19 protein-coding genes, 1 tRNA gene and 2 pseudogenes are annotated in these 24,639 nt (G+C 69.1%); 8 read left to right on the plus strand and 14 right to left on the minus strand.

Going from position 1 to position 24,639, the window contains the following annotated elements:
* The first annotated feature begins 209 nt into the window (after positions 1-209).
* A complete protein-coding gene (locus FHR82_RS36090) occupies positions 210-980 on the plus strand; it encodes an SDR family NAD(P)-dependent oxidoreductase (RefSeq protein WP_311771443.1) in 771 nt (256 codons plus the stop codon).
* A gap of 480 nt (positions 981-1,460) precedes the next feature.
* Here FHR82_RS36090 and FHR82_RS36095 read toward each other — a convergent pair whose 3' ends face one another.
* Both FHR82_RS36095 and FHR82_RS36100 read right to left on the minus strand, forming a co-directional pair.
* Positions 1,461-3,434, minus strand: coding sequence for an ABC1 kinase family protein (locus FHR82_RS36095; protein ID WP_184815136.1), 1,974 nt, complete (start codon positions 3,432-3,434; stop codon positions 1,461-1,463).
* A 508-nt stretch (positions 3,435-3,942) separates the two neighbouring features.
* Positions 3,943-4,605 carry a type 1 glutamine amidotransferase domain-containing protein gene (locus FHR82_RS36100; protein WP_184815137.1) on the minus strand — a complete coding sequence of 221 codons (663 nt, stop codon included), beginning with the start codon at positions 4,603-4,605 and terminating at the stop codon, positions 3,943-3,945.
* A gap of 69 nt (positions 4,606-4,674) precedes the next feature.
* Here FHR82_RS36100 and FHR82_RS36105 point away from each other — a divergent pair, with 69 nt between their 5' ends.
* Positions 4,675-5,538, plus strand: coding sequence for a LysR family transcriptional regulator (locus FHR82_RS36105; RefSeq protein WP_184815138.1), 864 nt, complete (start codon positions 4,675-4,677; stop codon positions 5,536-5,538).
* A gap of 63 nt (positions 5,539-5,601) precedes the next feature.
* Positions 5,602-6,138, plus strand: a complete 537-nt coding sequence (gene mug / locus FHR82_RS36110) for a G/U mismatch-specific DNA glycosylase (RefSeq protein ID WP_221464743.1) — start codon at positions 5,602-5,604, stop codon at positions 6,136-6,138.
* A 176-nt stretch (positions 6,139-6,314) separates the two neighbouring features.
* Here the strand turns inward: mug and FHR82_RS36115 are convergent, their stop codons facing one another.
* From FHR82_RS36115 to FHR82_RS36125, 3 genes are all read right to left on the minus strand, one after another.
* Positions 6,315-7,514 (minus strand): hypothetical protein, encoded by a 1,200-nt coding sequence (locus FHR82_RS36115; RefSeq protein ID WP_184815140.1) that lies wholly within the window; start codon positions 7,512-7,514, stop codon positions 6,315-6,317.
* 14 nt (positions 7,515-7,528) lie between these two features.
* Positions 7,529-9,034 (minus strand): alkaline phosphatase D family protein, encoded by a 1,506-nt coding sequence (locus FHR82_RS36120; RefSeq protein ID WP_184815141.1) that lies wholly within the window; start codon positions 9,032-9,034, stop codon positions 7,529-7,531.
* 164 nt (positions 9,035-9,198) lie between these two features.
* Positions 9,199-9,636, minus strand: coding sequence for a MarR family winged helix-turn-helix transcriptional regulator (locus tag FHR82_RS36125; protein WP_184815142.1), 438 nt, complete (start codon positions 9,634-9,636; stop codon positions 9,199-9,201).
* Positions 9,637-9,748: 112 nt separating this feature from the next.
* Here FHR82_RS36125 and FHR82_RS36130 point away from each other — a divergent pair, with 112 nt between their 5' ends.
* Positions 9,749-10,489, plus strand: coding sequence for a pirin family protein (locus FHR82_RS36130; protein ID WP_184815143.1), 741 nt, complete (start codon positions 9,749-9,751; stop codon positions 10,487-10,489).
* A gap of 14 nt (positions 10,490-10,503) precedes the next feature.
* Positions 10,504-10,968 (plus strand): VOC family protein, encoded by a 465-nt coding sequence (locus FHR82_RS36135; RefSeq protein WP_184815144.1) that lies wholly within the window; start codon positions 10,504-10,506, stop codon positions 10,966-10,968.
* A gap of 71 nt (positions 10,969-11,039) precedes the next feature.
* Here the strand turns inward: FHR82_RS36135 and FHR82_RS36140 are convergent, their stop codons facing one another.
* Positions 11,040-11,462 carry a hypothetical protein gene (locus tag FHR82_RS36140; protein ID WP_184815145.1) on the minus strand — a complete coding sequence of 141 codons (423 nt, stop codon included), beginning with the start codon at positions 11,460-11,462 and terminating at the stop codon, positions 11,040-11,042.
* Between the two features lie 290 nt (positions 11,463-11,752).
* Here FHR82_RS36140 and FHR82_RS36145 point away from each other — a divergent pair, with 290 nt between their 5' ends.
* Entirely contained in the window at positions 11,753-13,210 is a 1,458-nt protein-coding gene (locus tag FHR82_RS36145; RefSeq protein ID WP_184815146.1) for a plasmid pRiA4b ORF-3 family protein, read from the plus strand.
* Between the two features lie 203 nt (positions 13,211-13,413).
* Here FHR82_RS36145 and FHR82_RS48120 read toward each other — a convergent pair.
* From FHR82_RS48120 to FHR82_RS36175, 6 genes and pseudogenes are all read right to left on the minus strand, one after another.
* Positions 13,414-13,506: pseudogene (locus FHR82_RS48120) on the minus strand (DNA/RNA helicase domain-containing protein); the annotation flags it as partial.
* Between the two features lie 39 nt (positions 13,507-13,545).
* Positions 13,546-13,910: pseudogene (locus FHR82_RS36155) on the minus strand (nucleotide pyrophosphohydrolase).
* A gap of 45 nt (positions 13,911-13,955) precedes the next feature.
* Positions 13,956-17,993, minus strand: coding sequence for a TIGR02680 family protein (locus FHR82_RS36160; protein WP_184815147.1), 4,038 nt, complete (start codon positions 17,991-17,993; stop codon positions 13,956-13,958).
* Positions 17,990-19,234 carry a TIGR02678 family protein gene (locus FHR82_RS36165; protein ID WP_184815148.1) on the minus strand — a complete coding sequence of 415 codons (1,245 nt, stop codon included), beginning with the start codon at positions 19,232-19,234 and terminating at the stop codon, positions 17,990-17,992. The genes FHR82_RS36160 and FHR82_RS36165 overlap by 4 nt, the downstream gene beginning before the upstream one ends.
* Positions 19,231-20,736 (minus strand): TIGR02677 family protein, encoded by a 1,506-nt coding sequence (locus FHR82_RS36170; RefSeq protein WP_221464765.1) that lies wholly within the window; start codon positions 20,734-20,736, stop codon positions 19,231-19,233. The genes FHR82_RS36165 and FHR82_RS36170 overlap by 4 nt, the downstream gene beginning before the upstream one ends.
* Before the next feature lie 86 nt (positions 20,737-20,822).
* Positions 20,823-21,962, minus strand: coding sequence for a TIGR02679 family protein (locus FHR82_RS36175; protein ID WP_311771444.1), 1,140 nt, complete (start codon positions 21,960-21,962; stop codon positions 20,823-20,825).
* Between the two features lie 319 nt (positions 21,963-22,281).
* On the opposite strand from FHR82_RS36175, the gene FHR82_RS36180 reads away from it, so the two are divergent.
* Both FHR82_RS36180 and FHR82_RS36185 read left to right on the plus strand, forming a co-directional pair.
* Positions 22,282-23,235: a hypothetical protein gene (locus FHR82_RS36180; protein ID WP_184815150.1), complete on the plus strand. Its 954-nt coding sequence runs from the start codon at positions 22,282-22,284 to the stop codon at positions 23,233-23,235.
* A complete protein-coding gene (locus FHR82_RS36185) occupies positions 23,213-23,503 on the plus strand; it encodes a hypothetical protein (protein WP_184815151.1) in 291 nt (96 codons plus the stop codon). The genes FHR82_RS36180 and FHR82_RS36185 overlap by 23 nt, the downstream gene beginning before the upstream one ends.
* Before the next feature lie 143 nt (positions 23,504-23,646).
* Here FHR82_RS36185 and FHR82_RS36190 read toward each other — a convergent pair.
* Positions 23,647-23,722, minus strand: a tRNA-Arg gene (locus tag FHR82_RS36190).
* 38 nt (positions 23,723-23,760) lie between these two features.
* The gene (locus FHR82_RS36195; protein ID WP_184815152.1) at positions 23,761-24,591 is read right to left on the minus strand and encodes an NAD(P)H-binding protein; all 831 of its coding nucleotides are present in this window, start codon (positions 24,589-24,591) and stop codon (positions 23,761-23,763) included.
* Between the last annotated feature and the right edge of the window lie 48 nt (positions 24,592-24,639).

Raw genomic sequence — 24,639 nt, forward strand, 5'->3', positions numbered from 1 at the left:
TGTCCGAAAGCGGGCCTGACGGACGACCAAGCCGCCCAGCTGGCACTTCTGGACGGCGCGGCACTCCACTGCCCGGTGCTCCCGATGACATCGCGGCAGATGTGATCGATCGCACAGTGCTGCCGTTTCTGGCCAGGCTGACGGAATGAGCGCCGACCGGCCGGGTAACCGCCCGCATGACCGATGCGAACGATCGCCCACTGGCAGTGGTGACAGGAGCGTCCAGCGGGATCGGCTACGCCTTGGCGGCGGAACTCGCCGACCAGGGCTTCGACCTGCTGGTAGCGGCCGAGAACGAGGAGATCACTAGGACGCCGGCCCGCCTGGAACGCCCAGGAGCACAGGTGACGGCCATCCAGGTCGACCTGACGGTGCCGAAGGAGGTGGACGCCTTCGCCGAAAGGATCATGACGTTGAACCGCCCGGTGGCCGTGCTGGCGATCAACGCGGGCGTGGGCGTCAGCGGGGGCTTCGTCCAGGACACGTCCCTGAAGGACCAGCTGGCCGTGGTGGACCTGAACGTCCGCTCGGCGGTGCACCTGGCGAAGCTGATCGTCCCGGACATGGTGGACCGGTCCCAGGGAAGGGTGCTGTTCACGTCGTCCATAGCGGCGACCGCCCCGGCCCCGTTCCAGGCGGTGTACCACGCGTCGAAGGCGTTCCTGCAGTACTTCGCACAGGGCTTGCGCGAGGAACTGAAGGGCACCGGCGTGACGGTCACCGCCGCCATGCCCGGCCCGACGGAGACCAGGTTCTTCGAACGAGCAGGCATGACGGACACCAAACTGGGCGCAGGCCCCAAGGACGACGCGGCCGAGGTCGCCAAGGAGGTTGTGCAGGCCCTGCTGGCCGGCAAGGACCACGTGGTGACCGGCTCACTGCGCAACAAGGCCCAAGCGGTGGTCGGCCACCTCCTCCCGGATCGCATGCTGACTGCCATCCAGCGCCGCGTCTCGGCCCCGGGCACAGCCAAGAAGTGACTCGGCCCGGCCGGACCTACGACGCGGAGCCCGCAGCCCGCAGCCCGCAGCCTGTCGCCCCGGAGCCCCGGAGCCCCGGAGCCGAAGCCGAAGCTCGCTGCCCGAACTCGCAATCCGAGCCTGCGGCTCGAACCCTCATCCGAGCCTGAGCCTGAGCCTGAGCCTGAGCCTGAGCCTGAGCCCGAGCCCGCAGCTCGAAGTCGAAGCCCGAACTCGGAGCCTGAGCCCGAGCCGACGCCGAAGCCCGCGCCCGAACCCGTCAGCCGTCGCCTGCCCGCCTGCCCGCAGCCCGTTGACTGGAGTGGCAGCCTTAAGCGCCCGGAATCGGTCGCTCAGAACCCGTGCCCCGAGGTCTGCCCCGAGCGCGCATGCTCGGAGCCAGCCGCGCAGAGCCCACCCCGGGAGTTCTGCGTTCCGGAGCGCGCCGTCGGAGTCAGCGCGGGGCCCCCACTCCCCAGAACGTCCCGGCGGCGTCCTGGGTCAGGTCGAGCCGTGGGTTTTGCCGGTGACGTTGCGTTGTAAGCGGAACACGACGAACAGCAGCCGCAGGCCCAGTAGGGCGCTCACGACCAGCAGGTTGTAGCCGAACAGCTGGTTCAGCGTCAGCTCCGGGCTCACGCGCGGCCCGCCAGTGCTCGCCAGCAGCAGCACCGCCATGACACCCGTCGCCGTGCCGGTGAACGCGAGCAGCAACTCGTGCAGCATGCCGGTGACCACCGCGCGGTCGCGTTCGTCGGCGAACAGGCGGATGTTCACCGACAGGCGGCCCTGTTCGAGGGCGGACGTCACCCGGTCGATGCGCCGCGGGATCCTGCGCAGCACCGGCAGCAGTGACATCAGTTCCTCGGTCGCGGTGCGGCGCAACGACTCCGGCTGCAGCTGTTCGCCTATCAGCTTGTTCGCGAACGCCCGCGACGCCACCAGGATGTTGAAGCCCGGGGACAGCAGACCCAGCGTGCCCTCGACCGTCGCCAGTGCACGGAACACCGCCGCGATCGCCGGTGGGATCGACAGCCGGAACTCGGCCACGACGCGGAACAGGTCCGTGAACATGTCGATGTCCGGTGCCTGTCCGTGCGACAGGTGCTTCGCCATGAGCGCACCCAGCGCACGTTCGAGCCGTTGTTCGTCGATCTCGTCCGGGCGGTCGACGATCTCCAGGAGTCCGTCGCGCAGGCCCGCCGGGTCGCCTCGGTCGATGGCCGCGAGCAGGTTGCGCAGGCCGCCGCGCAGTGTCGCGTCGAGGCGGCCGACCGAGCCGAAGTCGAGCAGGCCCAGCTTGCCGTCGGCGAGGAGCAACACGTTGCCCGGGTGTGGATCCGCGTGGAACACGCCGTGCAGTAGCACTTGTCGCAACACGCAGTCGAGCAGCGCCCGTGCCAGGTCGTCACGGCGGTCGTCCGCCACGTCGCCGATCCCGGTGCGCACCGGTGTGCCGTCGAGGCGTCGCATCACCAGGACACGCTCGCTCGACAGTTCACTGTGGACGGCCGGCAGTGCGATGTCCGCTCCGCTGTCGACCGCACTCACCGCTGCGATGTTGCGTGCCTCGACCCGGAAGTCGAGCTCCTCGGTGAGCGCGGCGGCGAACCCGTCGGCGAGGTCGACCACCCCGAGCGACCGTGCCCACGCCGCCCGCAGCTGCAGCGACCGCGCGACCCGGTAGACGATGTCGAGGTCCCGGTCCACCACCCGGTCGATGCCCGGCCGGCGGACCTTCACCACGACGTCGTCGCCGTTGTGCAGCCGCGCCCGGTACACCTGCGCGATGGACGCGGAGGCCAGCGGTTCCCGGTCGAACTCCGCGAACACCTCGGCCACCGGCCGGCCCAGCTCGTCTTCCAGTTCCTGTTCGACGCGATCGAACGGAACCGGGGCGACCTGGTCCTGCAGCTTGCTGAGCTCATCGATGAACGCGGGCGGCAACAGATCCGGTCGCGTCGAAAGGACCTGGCCGAGCTTCACGAACGTCACCCCGCCGTCCTCCAGCGCCTTGCGCAGGGAACGTGCGAGCACCGTGTGGCGAGTGCCGTCGGCGGCGCGTCCGCCACCGAGGTACGGCCCGATGCCGTGCTTCACCGCGATCCGGCTGACCTGCGAGTACCGACGCGCTCGAGCCATCCGGCGCCGGATCGACCGCAACCGCCCGACGAACCCCAGCCCACCACCGCTGGGAAACGCCATCTCGGCGAGGAACAGGAACGTCAGCGTCCCCAGGAACGCACATCCCGCGACCGGGATGAGCAGCCCCGCGAACAGCCCGGGTGACTCGTGGACGCTCGGGAACAGCCAGGTGAGCATCCGCCCCGCCACGACCCATCCGACCGCGGCACCGATCAGCGCCCGCACGGTTCTGATCCGCACCCCAAGCACCCGCCGCGACGCCACAACCAGCGGCCACAGCATCAGGAGGTAGAAGGGGAGCGAGAGCAAACCGAAGAGCAAGGCGGACATGCGGTTCCGAACGTCGGCTGGACTGGCTGGTCGCCGTCGATCGAAACACAGCCGGGCTCGGCGCACTGGCGAAACGTCAACCGCGTGTCGCGTTGGTTCGTGAAACATCACCTCTTTCGGGGTCGGGACGGTCGGACGGTGGTCTGTGGACGTACAGAGGCCCCCTTTGGGCGTGGATTGATGGGTTGGTGCCGGACGAGGTCATGGGGCCAGACACGGTCGACGGCGGCAGACCGGACTTGGCGAGATCGACTGGGGCGGACAGTTGGAAGGCGCGGACGCGGACTGGCAGACCTGGGACCGCGGGCGCGGGCGGAACGGATGTGCGATAGGCGGGCGGACCTGGGTTAGGTGGATGTGGGACGGCGACCAGCGACAAGTTGATTGAGGGACTGCTGGACGAGGGCGGGCAGATGACGAATCGGTGGGGCAGGGCGGTCGGACGAGGGACAGGCCCGACGACGGACAGATGGACGGTGAGACAGGGCGCAGTCGCGGTTCTCGGAGATCAGCGACGTGCCCTCAGCAAACGCACCACCTCCTCTGCGACCCGGGTGGCGGACGCGGGGTTCTGGCCGGTGACCAGCCGCTCGGACACCGAGACCTGGCTTTCGAAGTCAGGCGCCGAGACATGCTTCGCGCCTCGTTCATCGAGCGTTGACTGCAGGAGGAACGGAACGACGCCTGCCAGACCGACCGCCTCCTCCTCCGTGTTCGTGAACGCGGAGACTTCCTTGCCTTCCACCAGATAAGTGCCGTCGGACAGGGTCAGGTTCAGCAGCGCCGCCGGGCCGTGGCAGACCGCTGCCACCACACCGCCGCCCTCGTAGATGTCGCGGCCCAGGCGGGCGAGGCCTTCGTCGTTCGGGAAGTCCCACATGGTGCCGTGGCCGCCCACGTAGAAGATCGCGTCGTAGCCCACCGCGTCGGTCTCCATCGCTCGTGGGGTCGTTGCCAGGTCCGGCAGCTTGATGAAGTCGCGCTGGGTGGCGTCCTCCGGGTCGAAGCCGTCCATCGGTGGGCGGCCGCCTTCGACGCTCACCAGGTCCACCGCGAAACCGGCGTTGCGGAACAGCCGCCACGGGTGCGCGGCCTCGGGTACGTAGAAGCCGGTCTTGCGGAGTCCGCCGAGGTCGTCGTGGCTGGTCAGGGCCAGCAGGATTGCGTTCATGAGCCAAGGATGGCAGGCGAGAGGCATCGAGCACCAATAGAACTATTGGGCTGTATTATCAGTTTTCTGATGACTTCACTTGACCTGCTCAGGACCTTTCTCGCGGTGCACCGCGCCGGGTCGGTCACCGCCGCCGCGCAGCTCCTCGACCTGTCCCAGCCCGCCGTCACCGCCCAGCTCAAGGTGCTGGAGAAGAACGTCGGCAAGCCGCTCTTCCACCGCCACGCCCGCGGGGTCACCACCACCGCGGCCGGTGAGGACCTCGCAGGCAGGCTCGCCGGGCCGCTCGACGACCTGACCGCCGCGCTCGGCGACTTCGTCGGCGGCAAGGTGTCGCTGCACGTCGGCGGGCCAGCCGAGTTCATGACGCTGAAAGCCCTGCCCGCGCTGGTCGAGCTGCCCGACACCGCGCTGCGCGTCACCTTCGGGATGCCGGACGATCTGCTCGACCAGCTGGCCAAAGGCGGCCTCGACCTGGTGATCGCCGGAGCGCGACCGCGGATGCGCGGCATCCTGACCGCGGCGCTGTACGAGGAGGAGCTCACCATCGTCGCGGCGCCGCGCTGGTACTACCCGGACGGGGCCGGCGTGCTCGGGGACGCGCCCTGGGTGGCGTATGCGGAGGACCTGCCGCTGATCCGCCGGTACTGGAAGACGGTCTACAAGGCACTGCCGCCGGGACGTGCCGTCGTCGTGGTGCCTGACTTGCGCGCGGTGCTCGCGGCGACCGTCGCGGGTGCCGGGGCGACTGTTCTGCCCAGGTACCTGTGCGAGAACGAGCTGGCGACCGGTGCGCTGCGCGAGCTGATCGTCCGCGGGGACGGTGAGCTGCCGACAAACACCATCTACCTGGCCGTGCGCGCCGGTGCGTTCGCCGAGCCGCACATCGCGCGGGCCCGTGACGTGCTCATGTCCAGCGCGAAGGAGTGGTGAGCAGGTGCGCCACGCCTAGCGTGGCGGGGCAAGGTCGTCATGGTGATCCGTACGCTGGAGGACATGAGGCCGACCGCGGCCGAATTGGCCGCCGCACGTGCCAGGACCCTGCCCGACGTGGTGGGGCCGGGGTTGTCGGTGCTGTTCTGCGGGATCAACCCGGGGCTGTACTCGGCGGCGACCGGGCACCACTTCGCCAGGCCGGGCAACAGGTTCTGGCCCGCGTTGCACAACTCCGGGTTCACGCCGCGCCTGCTGCACCCGTCCGAACAGGACGAGCTGCCGACGTACGGGCTCGGTGTCACGAACATCGTCGCGCGTGCGACGGCGCGCGCCGACGAGCTGACCCGTGAGGAACTCCGTGCTGGGGCGCTGAGGTTGACGGAGCTGGCTGCCCGGTACACGCCCACATTCGTGGCGGTGGTGGGTATTTCGGCGTACCGGACGGCGTTCGACCGGCCGAAGGCGACGGTCGGGCCGCAGGTGGAGCGGATTGCCGCGTCGCGGTTGTGGGTGCTGCCGAACCCGAGCGGCCTCAACGCGCACTACCAGGCGGATGCGCTGGCCGCCGCGTTCCGCGAACTGCGCGAGGCAACGTGATCCACCGGCGATCGTGATCCCACAGCCATTTGACCCGCGACATTCGCCGAACCGGCCAGTACGCAACCCCCACCCGAACCCGGGGGCGTCCCGCCTTGCCATTCTACCGGCTGGGTGGGACGGCCCCGGGTTGTCGATCTTGGTTGTGGATAACCGGGTGTGCTGTGGATAACTTGTCACCACGTGCTGTTGATCAGTCCCGTGCCGACGTTCACCTCATCGAAGTCGTCGCCGTCCGCGTCGTCGCTGTAGGTCATCGTGATGTGGCCGTACGGGCTGACCGCCAAGGCCGGCTGGTTCTGCCGGCCCGTGGCGGACGGGTTGGCCCGCACCTGTGGCTGGCGGCCCGCGCCGGTGCCGTCCGGGTTGAGTCCCCGCAGGTACACGTCGTCGCCGAGGGTCCAGTACGCCACCGCGTAACGCTGGTCGTCCAGGCCCACCTGTGGGTCGTTGCCCGGGAGGAACACCTCGGCAGGCGCTGTACCCGTTGCGGTGAAGGAACGTACGCCGATCTGGTCCGCTCCCTGGTGATCGGTTTCCCAGCCCACCACGAAGTCGCCGTTGAAGTTCGCGGCCACCGTCGCGTTCCGCTGCTGGTCGCCGGTGGCCTGGTTCGCCACACGTTTGGCGATCTTCACGGCACCGCTCGGGGTGAAGCTCGCAAGACCGACGTTGTAGTACCCGTTGGCGTCGATGTCCTCGTCCCACACGACGATCGCGTTGCCTGCCGCGCCCATCGCGACGTCCGGGTGGCGGTTGGTGCCGCCCGCGGCGTGCACGCGGATCTCGTAGCTCTTCGACGTGACCGACGCGAAGCCGGACAGGCGGACCGTCGGTTCGGCATCCGTCTGCTCGTCCTCGAACACGACCGCGAAGCCCGCTCCGTCGGGGTCGGCGGCGACCTCGGGGTTGACCTGCTGACCCGCGGCGGTCGCGTTGGCCACTGTCGAGCCGGTCTGCGTGCCCGCGGCGTTGAACGTCAGGACCCTGATCTGGTAGTACCCGTTGCCGTCCGGATCCTCGGCGAACACGACCACCGCGCTGCCGTCGTCGCGGACCGCCACGTCGGGCTGGACGTGCCGCCAGTTCCCCGTGCCGCCCGTGGACACCTTCTTCTCGTACAGCGAGGTGCCGTCGCGATACAGCCGTATGAACACCTCGGTGTGCACACTGTCGTTCGGGGCTGTGGTGTCGCGGTCGTCCTCCCACACCACCGCCGTGTAGCCGGTGCGGGACACCGCGACCGACGAGTTGTCCTGGTCGCCGGCGGCCGTCGTGTTGACCCTGGCCCAGGTGAGCGTCCCGTCCGCCGTGGCGAGGGGAGCGGTCAGCAGTCCGAGGGCGACCACCAGCACCGGGATGATGACGTGTCTCATGAACACACCCCTGTTCACGGGTTCTGGAGGCCCGGGTTGCCGGCCTGGACCAAGTAGCTCTTCGCGGTCTTGATCGGGTGGTCTCGGACGGTGACCTTGTCGAGCACGCGGAAGTCGACGTTCATCTGCGTCGGCGTGATCCTCGTGCGGACGTAGCCGCGTTGGTTCTTGTTGAACTTGACGTGCGGGTTGCGGCTCGACGTGCCGTCGTCGGCCGCGTTGCCGTCGCCGCCGGAGGTGATCGACGTGGTCACCAGCTCGGTGCCGACGATCTTGTCCTGCGACGTGTAGTTGTTCATGAGGTTGGCGGCCCAGTGCTTGTGCACGTCGCCGGTGAGCACGACCGTGCTGGTGTTGCCTCTGGCCTGCCAGCCGTCCTGGATGCGCTTGCGGTTGGCGGTGTAGCCGTCCCACGCGTCCATGCTCCGCGCGCCCTCCGCGTTGTTGAGGCGCTGCGCGAAGAACACCTGTTGTCCGATCAGGTCCCACGTGCCGAGGCGCTGGCCGAGTCCGTCCAGCAGCCACGACTCCTGGGCGGCGCCGGTGATCGTGCGGGCCGGGTCGTCGGCCGCCGGGCACACCTTCGAACCGTCGTTGCACGCCTGGTCCATGCGGTACTGGCGGGTGTCGAGCATGTGCAGCGTGGCGAGGCTGCCCCACCGCAGACGCCGGTACAGCTGGAGGTTCTCCGCCGACGGCAGCTGCGCCGACCGCAACGGCATGTGCTCGTAGTACGCCTTGTACGCCGCCTCGCGCCGGGCGCGGAAGTCGCCGGACGGGCTGTCGTTCTCGCGGACCATCGCGGCGTAGTTGTTCTCGACCTCGTGGTCGTCCCAGACCACCACCCAGGGCGCGACGTGGTGTGCGGCCTGCAGGTCGACGTCGCTGCGGTACTGCGCGTGCCGTACCCGGTAGTCGGCGAGACCGGTGATCTCCTTGGCGGGCAGGTGGGCGCGGACGTCGGACGCGCCGGACTCGTAGATGTAGTCACCGAGGTGCAGGATCAGGTCGGGGTTCTCCTCGGCCATCCGCCGGTACGCGGTGTAGTAGCCGGAGGCGTAGTGGGCGCACGACGCGAACAGCATCGTGAGCGCGGGGGAGGTGTCGACTGCGGGCGCGGTACGAGTACGACCGACTTGCGAAGTGTGGCCGTTGGCGCGGAAGCGGTACCAATACACCCGACCCGGGACCAGGCCGGTGACCTCGACGTGCACGCTGTGCGCGGATGCCCGTACAGCTGTAACAGCACCGTTCGCGACGACGTCACGGAAGTACTCGTCGTTCGCGACCTGCCATTCGACGCTGACCGGCTGGTCCGGCATACCGCCGAACCCGTCGAGGTTGAGCGGGTTCGGGGCGAGGCGGGTCCAGATGACAAACCCGTCCGCGGCCGGTTCGCCGGAGGCGACACCGAGTGCGAACGGGTAGGTGGCAGCGGAAGAGGCGGAGCTGAAGGCGATCAGACCGGCGCCGGCTCCGGCAAGACCGCCCAGCAGGAAGGTTCTTCTTCGCAGGGGCATAGGTGCGATATGTACGACACCAAGGCGCACATTCAAGGTCTTGCAGGTAAATAACCCACATAAAGGCGCGTAACGGAGCCTTTTCACTGCTCCGAACGGGCTCACGACCGAAGATCGACGACCCGGGAGGCCCTGCTGGTCGACCGCGCGCGTGGTCGGCACTCCTAGCCGTTGGCGGTGCGCAGGTCCCGCATCGTCTCGGCCAGCGTCACGCACCGCTCGGCACCCAGTGGCCCGAGCAGTCGCTCCCGGAGGATGTCCGCGCAGGCCTTGCGGGCGCGCTCGGCCACGCCGCGCCCGTGGTCGGTGAGCACGGCGAACGTGACGCGCCGGTCGGTCTCGCTCGGTTCCCGGCGAATCAGGTCGGCCGCGACGAGCCGGTCGGCGACCTTGGTGAACCCGCCGCTGGACAGCGCCGCCTCCTTGGCGAGACGCGTCATCGGCAGCCGGTGATCGGGGGAGCGGAGCAGGCGGATGACGATGTCGAACGCGCCGGGAGCGAGCCCGACCTGCTCCTCGATCCCGCTCATGAGCTGGTTGTGGGTGGCGTAGTAGCCCTCGATGACCAGGCCCCACCAGCTCACGATCTCGTCGTCGTCCATGCGGTCACTGTAGCGAAAGAAGCTCGCTTGGAATAATCTCGCGTAGAGTTATCTTGCGCAGAAGAGATTGGCGAGCTACTGTCTTGCGCAGAAGACATCCGCAGGAGGCGGCATGAACCACCCGAAGATCGACGTCCGCCGAGCAGACGACCGCTTCACCACCAAGATCGACTGGCTGGACTCCAAGCACTCGTTCTCGTTCGGCGGCCATTTCGACGACGCCAACACCCACCACGGCGTGCTGCTCGTGAACAACGACGACATCGTCGAGCCGGGGACCGGGTTCGACACCCACCCGCACCAGGACATGGAGATCGTGACCTGGGTACTCGGTGGCGCACTGGTGCACCAGGACTCGGAGGGACATTCGGGCGTGATCTACCCGGGTCTGGCGCAACGCATGAGCGCGGGCACCGGCATCCTCCACTCGGAGAAGAACGACACGTGGCGCATGAAGAACGACCCGGAGCCGGTCCACTTCGTACAGATGTGGGTGCTCCCGGACGAGCCGGGCATCAAACCGGGCTACGAACAGCGGGAGATCGACCACGAACTGCTGGCGGGCGGCCTGGTCCCGGTGGCGTCCGGAATGGACAAGCACGAGTCGGCGATCCGCATCCACAACAAGTACGCGGCGCTGTACGCGGCAAGGCTGGCGCCGGGCCAGAGCGTCCAGCTGCCGGACGCCCCGCTGCTGCACCTGTTCGTACCGAGGGGAACCGTGACCCTGGAGGGCACCGGCACCCTGGCCCCGGGCGACGCGGCCCGCTTCACCGCGACCGGCGGCCAGCGGGTCACCGCGGTGGAACCCGCGGAACTCCTGGTCTGGGAAATGCACGCCACCATCAGCTGAGAAGGGATTCGGACATGACTACCCGAGAAGAACTACGCGACAAGTACCTGAACGAAGACCGCCCGGCCACCACAGCACGCGGCCTGCACCACACAGCCCTGATCTCGAGCGATGTCGAGCGGACGATCAACTTCTACCAGGGCCTGCTGGGCTTCCCGCTCACGGAACTGATCGAGAACCGCGACTACGAAGGTTCGTCCCACTTCTTCTTCGACATCGGCAACGGCAACCTGCTGGCCTTCTTCGACTTCCCAGGCCTGGACGTGGGCCCGTACAAGGAGGTGCTGGGCGGCCTGCACCACGTGGCGATCTCGGTGGACCCGGCCCTGTGGGACGAACTGGTGGCGCGCCTGAAGGAAGCAGGCGTGGACCACGTGGTGCACAGCGAGGTCTCGGTCTACTTCCAGGACCCCGATGGTGCCCGCATCGAACTGATCGCCGACCCCCTTGGCGAGATGTACGGCAACCAGGTCCTCTGACGCTCGAACCGCCGATGCGCCCAGCCCGACATGCCACAAGTCCACAGGATGACACCCGTCGTGGGACATCGTTACCGTAGGCCGGGTAGCGATCGGCACGACCGGTCGGATGCGCCTGCCTTCATCGCATCGGTGAGTTCGACGTCGGCCAACGGGTCACCGGCCACTGAGGCGACCTTTGGCCAGACGGTCCCCACCACACGGCCGGTATCAGCCTCGGTCGCCTCCGGCGGTAATGCCGTCAGTGTCCTTCGTCCGTCGACCGTGTCGTCGTGAAGATCGCTCAGTTTGCCGGCCAGGGTGGACACCGCTGTCGAACCACCGGAAGGTGGGGTCTCCGGCAATGACTCCAACTGGGACATGGTCGTCGCCAATGCCTTCGAAGCTGCGTCGAGTTGCGACTCTAAGCGGACTCGTAATGCGCCGGTGCCACCGTCCGCGCTGCTCCACAACGACGTGCGTAGGTCGCCGACCACGGTGCAGAACTCCGTCATCCACGTGACCGAGGATCGCGGGGCCGTTGACGCGACACCGGAACGTGGCGAGGAGGTGGAGGCGTCCCCACAACCTGTCGTGAGCGTCATGGCGAGGGCGAGGGCGAGGGCGAGGGCGAGGGCCAGTGCCAGTGCGAGGCGACTCATCGGCGTCTCTTTCTCAGAATGGGACTCTCAAGTCCGACCAGTCCGGCTGTGAGGAAAGCTGAGGCCAGGAGAGACCGTGCGGGGCTTGGGGACACATCTGCCCCGGTTCCCGGGGGATCTGATGCGTGGGCATAATCGTTGCGATGAGCCCGGTGAGTCGTGGACGGAAGTCCAAGAAGCGCAACAAGTCCGGTGGGCGGCCCGCGCCTATCAGTCTGGTGACCGACACCGAGCCGTGTGACTGTCCGGCCTGCGCCGGTCCGCCGGTCGAGCTGTCCGAGCTGGTCGACGGGATCCTCGCCGATGTCGCGGACGACGCCTCGCCTGCTGATCCGATCGCGGCCGAGTTCGGTGCTGCGCTCTTCGTCGCCATGTGCGAGATGGCCGGTGAGGAGTACGAGGACGCGCTGGCCGGCGGGTTCGTGCCCGAATTCGAGTCGCGGAACGACAGCCGGGCCCTGATCATGTTGCTCGCGCTCGGCTCGGTCTGTGGCGGCCGTGCGGCGACGGCCGCGGCGGACGCCGCGCGGCGGATGGTCGACACCGGGGTCGAACCGCCCGGCTGGGCCGCTGAGCTGACCACGCCGGTGACAGCCGGGGACTGCTGGCGGTTCGCCGACCCTGATGGCGCTGGGGCGATGTTGCTCGGCACCTTCGATCGCGCTGGGCGGGCGCACACCTTCGTGGTCGGCGTCGACCACACCGACTGCGGTGCCGCGGTGAACGTCGAACTGCTCGATGCCGAGGGGCTGCCGGAGGCGGTGGAGATCGTGCGGCAGTCCTTCGGAGCCGTCAGCGAGGAGCGGCTCGACCCGGCGGAGTGGCGTTGGCAGGTCGAGTGCGCCCTCGACGCGCGGGCGTTGCACGACGCGGGGGAGATGCCGTTCGACGAGGACGGTCTGCCGGACTACTACCCACTGGCGATGCTGCTCCGGGCGCGGCTGCGTGTGCTGCCCGAATCCGGCAAGCCCAAGCCTCCGCACGAGGAGTCGTTGACGTCGTTGCCGAGCCTGCTGGACGCGTGGCTGGAGCCGTTGCCGCCGATACCGGTCGGACCAGCGCAGGTGTACCAGCTCAAGGTGGGTCTGAAGGGCGCGAAGCCGCCGATCTGGCGGCGGTTGGAGGTGCCCGCCGACGTCACCCTGGACCGGCTGCACCTGATCATCCAGGTCGCGTTCGGCTGGGACGGCAGCCACCTGCACGTCTTCGAGACCCCGTACGGCGACTTCGGGATCGCCGACGCCGAACTGCGGCACCGGCCTGCCGACGAGGTCTCGCTGGCCCAGGTGCTGCCTGCCGCACGATCGAAGATCACCTACGTGTACGACTTCGGAGACGACTGGCGGCACGAGATCCTCGTGGAGAAGGTGCTCGACCCGGACGAGTCGGTGACCTACCCGCGCTGCACCGGTGGCCGCCGCGCCGCGCCGCCCGAGGACAGTGGCGGCGTCTGGTCCTACGCCGGCATGCTGGAGATACTCGCTGATACTGCGCACCCGGATCACGTCAGCACAATGGAGTGGCTGGGTCTCGACAGCTCGGCTGAGTTCGACCCGAGCACGTTCGACGCCCAGGCGATCACGAAGGCGCTCACGTCCTGACAAGTCCTATCGGGCCGGACCGAGAAGGCTGGTGAGGTACTCCTGTGTCTGCTCGTCTGTCTAGTACAGGCGGCACCCGCGAGTTCCCCGGCTCGCGAGGACGTAGTAGATGTTGGCGGCGAGCCGGGCGTACTCGGCCGGAGTGATTTCTCCTTGCATCGCCGGGTCTTTGGAGCGTTACGGGCGCCGACCCATCGACCTTCGCGGCGGACGAAGTCCGGTCCGAGGATGACACCCGCGTAGTCGTACTCGAGTCCCTGGCAGGTGTAGATGATAAGTCGGCGGAGACCTATCAGACCACAGGCTGGATAGCGTGGCGTGTATCTCGGGCCCTGCTAGGTCTCGTCTGCGTGTATCTGGTCGTACTTGTCCGCCCGCCCCTTGGCGAGTGCCACCGGGTAGCGCTGCTCGTTCCGGCGGACCTTCTCCCGCAGGGCCCCGGCGAGATCGATATCGAGATGGTCGGCGAGTTGCAGCAGGTAGGCGAAGACGTCCGCGACCTCCTCACGGACCCGTTCCGCCTGCCTCTCGGTCGTCATGACGGCAGCCGACTCATCGGGAGTGAGCCACTGGAAAAGCTCCACCAGCCGCCGGCCTCTCCGGCGAGCGCCATGACGAGGTTCTTGGGGGTGTGGAATCGCTGCCAGTCGCGCTCGGCGGCGAACGCACGCAGTTCTCGCTGAAGGTCGTTCAACACCATCCCGGTTGCGTACCACATTCCTCGGCCGGGCCCGTCTCCGGTGGTTCAGCCTTCGTCGGGAACAACGTCCTGGCCGTTCCACACGAATCGTGCCGTGGTGACCGCGTCGTCGCCGTCGTCGCCGGTGATCAGTTGGTGGATCGCGACGCCGCTCAGTTCGGGGTAGGTGCACCACTCGTGGTCCGACGTCAGCAGCAGGTCCAGGTCCAGTGCGGAAAGCAGCGCGAACACCTGCCCCCGGTTGTTGCTGTCGACGCCGACGAACACCTCGTCGAGCAGGATGATCCTGGGTGCCGTCGGTACCGCGTGGTAGTGCGCCGCGACGGCGGCGAACAGCGGCAGGTGCAGCGCGATGGCCTTCTCACCGCCGGAAAGCGCGCCGTGCAGTTTCTTCGTGAGCAACTGCCAACCCAGGCCGTTCGCGCGGTCCACCTTGACATCGAACCTGTGCCAGGCCGTGTAGTCGAACACCTGCGCCAGTTGCTGTTCCCAGCTCGCCGCGGTGTCGTCGGCTTTCGCCTGTTCGATGCGCTCCCGGAAGAACTGGTGCAGGGACTCACGGTCCGCGTCGGTCAGCCGGACCGGGTCTTTGAGGAGCAGGTCCCGCGCGGCTTTGGTGCCCGTCGGCAGGTCGGGTGCGATCTGCCAGACGAGCCGGACCGCCACGTTCGACGCCGTCCGCACCCGTTCCAGCCGGGCGTTCATCGCGTCCACCAGTTCGCCTGCCTGGCGGATGCGTGCCGCGAGGTGGCGACGGGTGTCGCCGGTCAGGGTCTGGTCGAACAGCTGCCGTTCGCGGTCTGTGATGTCGAGCCTGCTCTGCTCGGCGTCCTCCTTCAGGATCGTCAGCAGCTCGGCCGCGCCGACCCGGACTCCGTCGACCATGGCGGTGAACACCTGGACGTCCTCGTCGGTCTCGAGGTCGAGGTCGGCGCGTGCGGACAGCGCCGTGCGGCACTCGTGGACCGACTCGGAGAGCCGGTGCAGGGCGTCGCCGAGGTTGTTCGGCTCGTGCGGGACCGTCGGCCAGGCCGCGGCGACCAGTCGTGCGGTGTCCAGTGCGGCACGCACTCCCTCGGACCCGGCGAGCGTAGCGGTGAACCGGTCGAGCTCGCCGAACGCGCTGTCCTCGGGGAAGCTCGTGGTCGCGAGGTGCCGGAAACGGCGGGCCGCGGTGTCGCGGACCGCGGTCGCGTCATCCCGGGCCGCGGCGTCGGCCTTGCTCCGTTCCGCGAGCACGCCCAACCGCTCGGCGAGCGTCGTGACCCTAGTCCGTGCGGTGCCGATTTCCTTGCTGGCCCGGGACAACCGCCCGCGCAGTGCGGAGAGGTCGGCGAGCACCTCCCGGTAGTCCACCCCGACCGTGTGCTCGATCGCGTCGAGCTTCGCCGCGAGCCGGCGATGTGTGCTCTCGGCGTCCTCGGCCTCTTCCTCCCGCTGCGTGGCGGTCGCGTCCGACCGGCTGGCTCGCTGCGCGGCGTCGCGGGCGGCACCGCGGGCCGCGACCAGGTCGCGGTGGCCGTCGAGCCACAGCTCGGCCTGTTCCCGGAAGCCGTCCACGGCCTGTTCATGGGTGCTGAGCGCGGCCCGTTCCGTGGGAAGACCGTGCTCGGCCGCGACGACCGTGAGGGCGTGCAGGGCGGCGGTCGCCTCGCTTTCCCTTCGGGACAACGTGTCCAGCCGCTTCCGGACGGCCCCGTTGGCGGCGCCCACGACGGACTCCGCGCGAGTCAGCGCGTCCCGTGCGTCCATGGTCGTGGCATGGGCGGGCCGGGACTTCCGCTCGCTCGCGAGTATTCCGCGGCGTGCGTCGATCGCGACCTGGCGCGTCACCAGTCCGCTCAGCACGTCGTCGGCCTCGGCGATCAGCCTGCGCAGCTCACGCGCACGGCGTTCCCTGGCCCGTTCCCTGGCCACCGCGCCGATGTACTCGGCGTGGGACTTCCGCCAGCTGCCGCGCAGGTTCGCCAGTCGCCAGCCACCGTCCGCGCCGATGGCGACCAGGTGTTCGTCCGGAGTCCGCTCGCCGTAGGCGATCGCCGCGAGAAGCCGTGTCACGACGGCCACCGGCACGGGTGTGTCCACCTCGGGCACCACGACGTCCGACAGGGACCGCCCAGGTGCGGCGGGGACGGCGTCCGGCTCGGCGAAGACGTCGTTGCCTGCCACGGCTCCGGTCGCACCGACCCAGGCGTCCAGCAAACCGGCCGACTGCAGAGCGGCTTCGACGCCGGTCTGGGTGGCCTCTGGTACCTCGTCGGCGAAGCGGATCAGCCGCCACAGGGGAGCGCCGACCATGGTGGCGCGGTCTGTCGTGCGCGTCGGTGGTGCCTCCGGCGGTAGGTCCCGCTGACCGGCGAGGCTGTCCAGTTCCGCTGAGAGACGAACCCGCTCGGCCTGCGCCGCCGTGCGTTCCGTCGCCACGACGGTCTCCTCGCGCACCAGGTCGGCGCGCACCGCCTCGGCGACGGACTCGACGTGTTCGACGAGCGCGGTCTCGTTCTCGACCAGATCGGTGAACACGTCGAGGTCGCCGAATCGCAGTTCCCGGCATGCTGCGGCCCACTCGAGGAGTGCGCCGGTGAGCCGGTCGAGCTCCTGTTCGTACGCGTCGGCGGCCTCGGCCCGGTTCTCCTCCGCGTCGGTGAGGTCGGTGCGTGCGTCGTCGAGGTCCTCTTCGGCCTGCCGACGCCGGTCCACCGCCTTCTCGTGTGTGTCGAGTGCCTGCCGCACCGCCGTGATCTGGCTCAGCCGCCCCTTGACCGCCGCCCGGAGGAGCGGGCGGGACCGTTCGGGACCGGTGTCCAGACTCGCGGCCACCTCGCCGTGGACGCTCGCGAGCCTGGCCCGGGTCGCGGCCTGGCGGGTGTCGTCCGCGCGTGCCGCCACGGTGTGTTGCCGTGCGGCCACGTGGTTCTCCGCGGTCGCGGCGTTCTCGGCGTCGTCGCCGGCCTGCCCGCGCTTGCCTGCCGCGTCGGCGCGGACGGACGTCGCGCGCACCTCCGCCTCGGTCGTGCGCTGCCTGAGCTGGTCCAGCTCCCGGCCCTGCTGGTAGGCCTCGCTCTCGACGAGCCCATCGATCCGTGCCTTGGTCTCTTCCTCCTGGTGGACGAGGGTCTCGACGAGCGTCTCGGTGGCGGCCTTGTCGGTCGCCACGCGTTCGTGCTCGTCGGCGGAGCGGCGCGCCGACTTGGTGAGGTTGTCCAGGTCGGTGGTCGCGGAGATCAGCGCGGCCGACGCCGCGCGCAGGACCCGCTGCGCGTAGGTGCGTTGCCTGGCCGCGAGACCGCGGGCGGCGGCGACCTCATCGTCCAGTTTGGCCAGTCGTTCCCGCTGCCGGTCGAGCCGCTCGAAACCCTCGGCCAGGTCGGCCACTTCCTGCTGCCCCAGCGGTGGCAGCGCACGGGAGAGCAGTGTGGACAGCAGCGACGGGTCCAGCCGCTGCGACAGTTTGGGGGTGCGTAGCTGAAGGAGCGCGGTGATCAGCGCGTCGTAGCGTTGCTCGCTCAGTCCCGGGAAGAGGGTCGTGCGGACGGCGGACCGGTACTCGGTCGCGTTCGGGTGGAGCACGCCGTGCTCGCCGAGAGCCTGCTCGAGTGCGTTCCTGGTGAGCGGGGTGCCCGCCTCGGTGACGAGCGACAGGCCGTCCGGGGTACCGATCCGCAGGGTCGTCGTGAAGTAGTCGGCGTGCACCGTGGTGGTGTGGTTGCTCGCCTGCAGTCGTGCGCCACAGCTGAACCACTCGCCTGCGAGGTGGAACTCCAGCCACGCGTACCCGACCCGCGTCGTGCCGGACGCCCCTTCACCCATGAGGTTCCAGTGCATCGTGCGCTCGCCGGTGCCGAACGTCGACAGCCGGTTCGCCCGCAGGTTCGCGTCGAACAGGAACGGCAGCAACAGTTCCAGCGCCTTGGACTTGCCGGTCCCGTTCGGGCCCCGCAGCAGCAGCCTGCCCTGGTGGAACTCGAACACCTCGTCGTAGTACCGCCAGACGTTGAGGATGCCCGCGCGGGACGGGAGCCAGCGGGCGGCCCGGGGCTCCGGTGGCTCGGTCGTGTGCCGGGGCAGTTCGGTGACGGTCACGGCGTGTCCTCCCCGGAGTCGCTGCTCCTCGTGGTGCCCACGGCGTACCGCGCCGCCGCGGGCAACGGGTGCACCCGCCCGTCGGTGACCCGGACGAGACCGAACCCGCGCAGCACCTCCAGTGCGTCGGTCACGAGCGCGTGCGTGCCGTTGTCGCCGCGGTATCCCTTGGCCCACGAGGGAAACCGGGCCAGCAGCGCGGCCGCGGACACGCGGAGCTGCTCGGTCGTCGTCACCGGGCCGATGCCGTCCAGCAGGAGCAGGGCAGCCACCTTGGCGTTGTTGCCGTCGTCGGGGAACCGGCTGTCCGTGGCGATGCCGTCCTGGTCGACGAACAACACGCCCTCGGCTCGTTCCTCGACCAGGAAACCACCCTCGTCGGCCGCCCGCCGCAGCAGCCGGCGTCCGGTCGGCGAGTTGAGGTAGGCGCGCTCGTCCTCGGTCAGGTCGTCGAGGTGGACGACCGGGTCGTCGACGAGCCTGCGGAAGATCGAGTGCCGCAGCCACAGGTTGCGCTGGACCTCCGAGACCGGTGGGGTGCCCGAAGCGTGCTCCGCCGCGGCTCCGTACCGCCGTTCCCGCGAGACCGCCGACAGCAGCTCCTCGAACCGGGCCGGGACCTCGTCGACAGGGATGGCCAGCTGGGAGACCCCGGTCGGCGCGGCCAGCAGGCGCATGAGCAACGTGGCGTCGACCCGGTAGAGGACCTTGGCCTCTGTCGAGTCCACAAAGGATTCGGTGGCGCCGTCGAGCACCTCGATGGCGCCGAGGTGCTCCAGCATGCGCAGCGCGTCCACGAAGGCCATGCGCTCGCCGCGTGCCGACGTGTCGAAGTCCACGAGCACCGGATCGGTCGTCGTGGCACGGGTCATCCGGTCGGCGAGCAGCCCGATGGTCGTCACCGGGACGCTCAACAGTTCCGCGGCCGCCACGCACAGCAGGACGTAGCGGCGCCGGTCGAACGGCGCCCGCCCGGACCGGTGCCTGCGTGGCGGGCGACTCGCGTCGGCCATCGGGCGGACCTTGGCCAGCCGCGCGTAACCCTGCCGCGGCTCGACGACCAGGGTCCAGCCGCAGTAGTAGTCGAACCACTTCCTGATCGGCTCCCGGCGACGTCGTATGAGATCGAACGACTCCGGGGCGCCGCGTTCGTGGACGAGCGGACTCGCCAGCATGATCCGGATGCCCCTGGCGACCTCGTCCCGCTCCGCGATCACCAGCTGGTTGGACAGGTTGCTCATCGAGCGGCCTTCCGCAGGTGCCGGTTCCCGAACGCGCGGATCTCGATCTCGTAGTCCGGCCCGCTGAACCGGCCGTGGGGCGTCGTGAGGTGCGCGATCGCGTCGTCCACCGGCGGGCGCAGGATGATCTCGACTTTCCCGTCCGTCGTGGTGGCACGCCGGGTGCCCGATGTCGGACTGCTCGCGAGAGCTCGGCCGAGCAGTTCGAGGAGACGCTCGAACGCACTGTGTTCGAGGCGGCCGAAGCCTGACAGGCGTAGTGGCCCGCCGGTGTCGAGCAGGTTCCACGCGGCCTCGAGCTGAGCGCGTTCGTCCCGTGCCTGTTCCGCGCGGGCGGCCTTGATCGCGTCGACGTCGCGCACGCGCCCGGTCCGGCTGAACCGCTCGGTTCTGCCGGACGATCGCAGCAACGCCGACACTTCCACCGGTGGCGTCTCCGACCAGCTCGCCGAGGTGCTGACCAGTTCCGGATCCGGGTGCCCGAGGTGCGCGTGCCGCGCCGGGCCGAGCCCGAACGCCGTCGACCACAGCCGGTGGAGGTCGTCCTGTGCGGGCAGGACGGTGAACCACCTTGCCAGCTCACGGAAATCGGCCACCGCGCTGCTGGCCCGCCGTCGTGACTCGGTGATGCGGTCGAGCACCTGCAACAAGGTGATGATCGCGCGCCGGGCCACCAGGTGCAGCTGCTCGACCCGGGGACGCATGCCGTCTTCCGGCGCGAACCAGGCGCGCAGCCCTTCCCAGCGGGCGTGGCGGTGCGCGAGCCATTCCGGTCCCGGATCCTCGCCTGCGAGTCGCGGTAGCTCGGCGCCCAGTAGCGCTCGGTGGTGCAGCAGGCTGACGCCGTGTCCCGCCACCCGGCGAATCCGGGTCTCGATCGTGTACGTGCGCTGGTCCAGGTTCGTGAGGAACTCCTGAAGATAGGCCACAGTGGCGGCCTTGACCTCGTGGAAGGTCGACAGCTCCGCGCCGTCCGCCCGCAGCAACCGCTGCAGCTCACCGTTGAACTGTTTGGTGTTGGCGCGCAGGGCGTCGAGATGTCCCTCCAGTTCCATGAGCGTGCTGAAGATCCGGCGATCGCCGCCGGTGTCCTCATCGAGGAGGTTGCCGAGGTCACCGAGACGGTCCGCGATCGCGTCGAGCACAGCTGTCTGGAGCGCTCCGCTGGACGACAGGACGGTCAAGGCGTGCAGGACACCGGCGAACGCCGCTTCCCCTTGCCTGGTGAGGGAGTACTGGAGGTTGCGGCGCTCGTACTCGCTCGCGGTGCGGTAGTTCTCCGCGTGGTTCTGCGTGACGTCGACGAGGTTCCAGTCGCGTAGCTGACCCAGTGCCGACGCGAGATCGTCGTCGTCGATCGCCTCGAGCCAGCCGACGGACCGGAGGCGCGCTCGCACGTCGTCCAACCCGAGCGCCGTTTCGAGGCGCTCATTGGCCTCGCCGAACGCGTGGAGAACCGCGACGTAGAGACCCGCGCGGTCCCCGCTGGTGAACCGGAACATCTCCGGCGGGACGCGGATGGGTGCCACGAAGTCCTCCCCCTGTCCACTCCATTTCATCGTTGCGCCAGCCGATCGGTAAACGGAACTCATGCGGTTGGGCGGTATCTGTGCAGTTCTTCCATGAGGAGGTCCGCGACGCGTTCCTCGCTCACGGTAATGCCGTGCTCGCGCATGCGGTCGGCGAGCGCCGCGTCCCAGGGCGCGTCCGTGACCCGCCCGACCGTGGGGCCGGTCGCATGAGGACCGAGCGCGGCGAGGTAGTCGTCCGTGGACATGCGCCACGGCACGGCCCCGGTGCGGGACGCCACGTTCGCCGCGATGCGAAGCCCCTCACCGTCGAGGTCTCCGTGGTAGCGCAGCGTACACCCTGCCGCAGAGAGTCCTTGCAGCACAAGGATTCCCGCGCTGTTGGGCCAGCCGGAGGTGCACACCATCGGTGGACACCTCGTGCCGAACCGGGCGAGCGCCACCGCGACGACGCTCGGGTTCTCGAACACCCACACGATCTCCGGCAGCCCGGCCGGCCATGTCGTCACCCGCACCTGCCCGAGCGTCAGTGCCGCCACCTGTCCGGCGTCCGCGCACAGGCGGAGAATCGCGCTGACCAGTCCCTGTTCGGGTGGTCGAAGCCCCGCGACCAGCACCACGGACGACAGTTCGTCGTCGGCCACCCCCGCCCGCTCCCAGAGCCGGCGCCGCTGCGCCACGTCGGACGGCGCGGGCGTCTCGTAGATCGCGGCCAGTGCCCGCAGCACCAGCGTGGAGCAGCGGGTCCCGTCGTCCAGAGCGTGCGAATCCCGCAGTGTCCGCTCCGCCAGTACCGGCAGCGGCACCCCGGCGGCAGGCAGTTCGGCGAGCACCCGTAGCACCTGCTCGAGCGTCGTCCTGGTGCGCGCGACCGAACCACCGACCAGTCCTGTCCTGCGGACGAACTCGACCCAGTCGAGCAAGGCGGGCTGCGCGCCCACCACGGGGTGGTGCGAAAGCCATGACCACAGTTCAGCCCGCGCCTCGGCCGCCTCGGCACGCCGCCCGGCCCGGTCGTCGAGCGGCCCGACGAGCCGCGTCACCACGTCGCGCAGGCCGTCACCCGTCTCGGCGAGCACGTGGTCGAGCCTCGTCACGGCCACCGACACGTGCTCGGGTGGCAGCCGATCCATCCCGAGCAGGTCCGCCAACGCGACCCGTTGCTCCTCGGTCAACGGCCCGACCCGGATCCGGCTCACCGACCGCCCCGACGACAACCGGTCGTGCGCGGCACGCCAGAGCGGGGACAACGCGGGCGAGAACTCTCGGATCGTTCCTCCACGTGACGGGTGGTCGCCTCAGCCAGAGGGTACTGCGGGCGGGTCTGTAGGGCGTTCGCCGGACAACACGAGGACCGCCGCTTACCTAGCCTTCCCGCACATGTCCTACCGGCCACCACCGCGGCAGCAGCCGCCGAACCAGTACGGCTACCCCGGCCCCCAGCCCTATCCGGCCCAACCGCCGATGGGAGAGGCGCAACGGCCGAAACGCGGGCGGCGTGGCGTCATCGCGACAGTCGTGGCCGTCGCGGTGGTGACTGGGATCGCCGGGGGTGTCTGGCTGTGGCAGCGGGACGGCGGCTCGTCCGCGGCAAGCCAGAGCGACCTGCCGAAGAACCCGAACCTCGAGACGTTGGCCGTTCCCGACCCGGACAAGCTCGGCTATGGCGGAGGTGCCGCCGCGATGTGCGGGAGTGTCGAGGAGGTGATGATCCAACGCGGGTACAGCCGGTCGACCGAAGGAACCACGGAAGGCGGGATCTACTGCCGGTCCATCACGCCCGCGCTGTCGTTGCTGGAAGACGGCTCGTACCGGATCGGGGCGGATGTCGCTGTCTGGCGGGACAACGCGGAGGAGCGGTATCAGCGCTTCCTGGACAAGGCGACCGGGGAAAGGGACGTCCAGAAGGACAACCCCGATTACCGGCTGAGCAAGATCGAGCAGTTTCCCGCCGGCGACGTGGGGTTCATCTTCCATCGGGAAGCCGACACCCAGGGAATGAACCGAGCCGACACCGAGGCGGTCTTCCGGTCGGGCGGTGACGTGCTGATGATCTCGGTGTGGGGCTCCATCGAACACGTCGGCGGGGAGGTCGGTGAGCCACCGCCGAGCGAGCCGCTCACCGAGGAGACCACCTATCGGGAGATCACCGATGTCCTGATGGCGCTCAGCGGGGAGGGACAGCCTGGAAAGCCGCAGATCACCGCGCCGAACCTGCAGGAGAGCCCGATCCTGGCCGCGCTGCGGGACCTCGAGCCGCCGGCGGGGGCGACGGACGAGGTCTGCGGGAAGGCCGCCGCTGCGGCCGGGCAGCTGGGCGTCAAGCGCAAGGACGGCAACACGTGCGTCTTCGAGCCGATCGCCGATGAGGACGCCGAGAACTACCACCAGGAAGGCTACGTCGAGCGTGACATAACCGTCGGCGTCGAAGCGCTGGCCAAGGACAGCAATGTCGACAAAGTTGGGCAATGATCTCAAGTCGCTGTCGGACCGGACCACGGGCGACGGCTACCAACGTGGACCGCTGTATGAACTGCCCGTCGGCGACGGTGGCTACGCCATCCACTACTCACTCAGGGAAGGCATGGGCTTCCTCCAGGCCGGCTACACCCTTGACGGCACCCACTACACCTTGATCGAGATCCGCGGCTTCAAGAAGACCGGAGGGGAACTCGTGGCGTTGACCGAACAGGAGCTCTTCGCCGACCTCGCCACGCTCCTGACCGCGATGGCCGGCTGACCTGCGGTCCTCGGACGGTCTGACCAGGCGCCAGCGGTCCAGATGCGGCACGTATTCGGCACAGCCGGCTGACGACCACCGGAACAGCACGGCCCACGACAGCGTCAGCGCTGATCGTGGGCCTTGTTTGTGCTGGTCAGACGTGGTGCCCCCGGTAGGATTCGAACCTACGACACCCGCTTTAGGAGAGCGGTGCTCTATCCCCTGAGCTACGAGGGCGTTGCCCCGACAGCCTAGCGGCAGCCGGGGGCGGGATGTCACCGCATTGCGGCGAACATCGCTCGATGGTCCCTCGCCCACTGTTCGAACGTGCTCGCCGGGCGGCCGAGGATGCGGCTGACGTGCTCGGTCACGTACTCCGTGCCGCCGGCTGATGCCCAGGCGGCACCCACGCTGACCTGCTCGATCGCTTCCGGCGGCATGCCGAAGGACGCGAGTTGGCCTCGGAGGTCGACGTCGACGGTCTTCACCGGACGGCCGAGTACGCGTTCGAGGATCGCCGCCTGATCGTTGAACGTGAGCAGCTCCGGTCCGGTCACGTCGTACCGCCGACCGTCATGAGCGCTGTCGAGGAGCGCTTCCACCGCGACAGCCGCCACGTCGCGTGGGTCCACGACTGGCTGGCGGGCCGCACCGAACACGTTCGGCAGCGGATCGGAGGCCTCGATCAACTCCCGGTACTGCAGGAAGTTCGACGCGAAGCTCGGCGGTCGCAGCACGGTCCACGCGAGCCCACTGGCCGCGATCGCCTCCTCCGCTGCCACGTGCCAACCGCCGACGGTGGTGCCGTCGAACGGCTCCCCGCTGCCGATCGCGGACAGCTTCACGATCTTCCGCACGCCCGCTGCCTTCGCCGCGGTGACCAGTGCGATGTCGTGCTCTGCCGACGGGACGGGTGGCACGGTGACCAGGAAGACCGCCTCAACCCCGGCGACGGCCGTGGCTAGCGACTCCGGGTCGGTGAAGTCGGCGCGCACGCCGTTCGGCAGGTCGTTGCGTGACATGCCGCGGAACGCCACGCCCCGGTCGGTCAGGAGCCGGGCGACGTGGCCGCCGATGGTGCCGGTGGCACCGGTGACAAGGATCATGAGCCGACTGTCGCGTCCCGCGCACGACTGCCTATAGGAAGTTTCGGC

This window comes from Actinophytocola algeriensis (assembly GCF_014203735.1).
In the GTDB taxonomy this organism is placed as follows: domain Bacteria; phylum Actinomycetota; class Actinomycetes; order Mycobacteriales; family Pseudonocardiaceae; genus Actinophytocola; species Actinophytocola algeriensis.

What these genes read in the sequence shown, in the direction of transcription:
- FHR82_RS36185 (WP_184815151.1), top strand. Translation starts at nt 23,213, where the DNA reads ATGTCGACAAAGTTGGGCAATGATCTCAAGTCGCTGTCGGACCGGACC.
- FHR82_RS36105 (WP_184815138.1), top strand. Translation starts at nt 4,675, where the DNA reads ATGACTTCACTTGACCTGCTCAGGACCTTTCTCGCGGTGCACCGCGCC.
- FHR82_RS36195 (WP_184815152.1), bottom strand. Translation starts at nt 24,591, where the DNA reads ATGATCCTTGTCACCGGTGCCACCGGCACCATCGGCGGCCACGTCGCC.
- FHR82_RS36100 (WP_184815137.1), bottom strand. Translation starts at nt 4,605, where the DNA reads ATGAACGCAATCCTGCTGGCCCTGACCAGCCACGACGACCTCGGCGGA.
- mug (WP_221464743.1), top strand. Translation starts at nt 5,602, where the DNA reads ATGAGGCCGACCGCGGCCGAATTGGCCGCCGCACGTGCCAGGACCCTG.
- FHR82_RS36115 (WP_184815140.1), bottom strand. Translation starts at nt 7,514, where the DNA reads ATGAGACACGTCATCATCCCGGTGCTGGTGGTCGCCCTCGGACTGCTG.
- FHR82_RS36145 (WP_184815146.1), top strand. Translation starts at nt 11,753, where the DNA reads ATGAGCCCGGTGAGTCGTGGACGGAAGTCCAAGAAGCGCAACAAGTCC.
- FHR82_RS36140 (WP_184815145.1), bottom strand. Translation starts at nt 11,462, where the DNA reads ATGACGGAGTTCTGCACCGTGGTCGGCGACCTACGCACGTCGTTGTGG.
- FHR82_RS36165 (WP_184815148.1), bottom strand. Translation starts at nt 19,234, where the DNA reads ATGAGCAACCTGTCCAACCAGCTGGTGATCGCGGAGCGGGACGAGGTC.
- FHR82_RS36120 (WP_184815141.1), bottom strand. Translation starts at nt 9,034, where the DNA reads ATGCCCCTGCGAAGAAGAACCTTCCTGCTGGGCGGTCTTGCCGGAGCC.
- FHR82_RS36170 (WP_221464765.1), bottom strand. Translation starts at nt 20,736, where the DNA reads ATGTTCCGGTTCACCAGCGGGGACCGCGCGGGTCTCTACGTCGCGGTT.
- FHR82_RS36125 (WP_184815142.1), bottom strand. Translation starts at nt 9,636, where the DNA reads ATGGACGACGACGAGATCGTGAGCTGGTGGGGCCTGGTCATCGAGGGC.
- FHR82_RS36135 (WP_184815144.1), top strand. Translation starts at nt 10,504, where the DNA reads ATGACTACCCGAGAAGAACTACGCGACAAGTACCTGAACGAAGACCGC.
- FHR82_RS36095 (WP_184815136.1), bottom strand. Translation starts at nt 3,434, where the DNA reads ATGTCCGCCTTGCTCTTCGGTTTGCTCTCGCTCCCCTTCTACCTCCTG.
- FHR82_RS36130 (WP_184815143.1), top strand. Translation starts at nt 9,749, where the DNA reads ATGAACCACCCGAAGATCGACGTCCGCCGAGCAGACGACCGCTTCACC.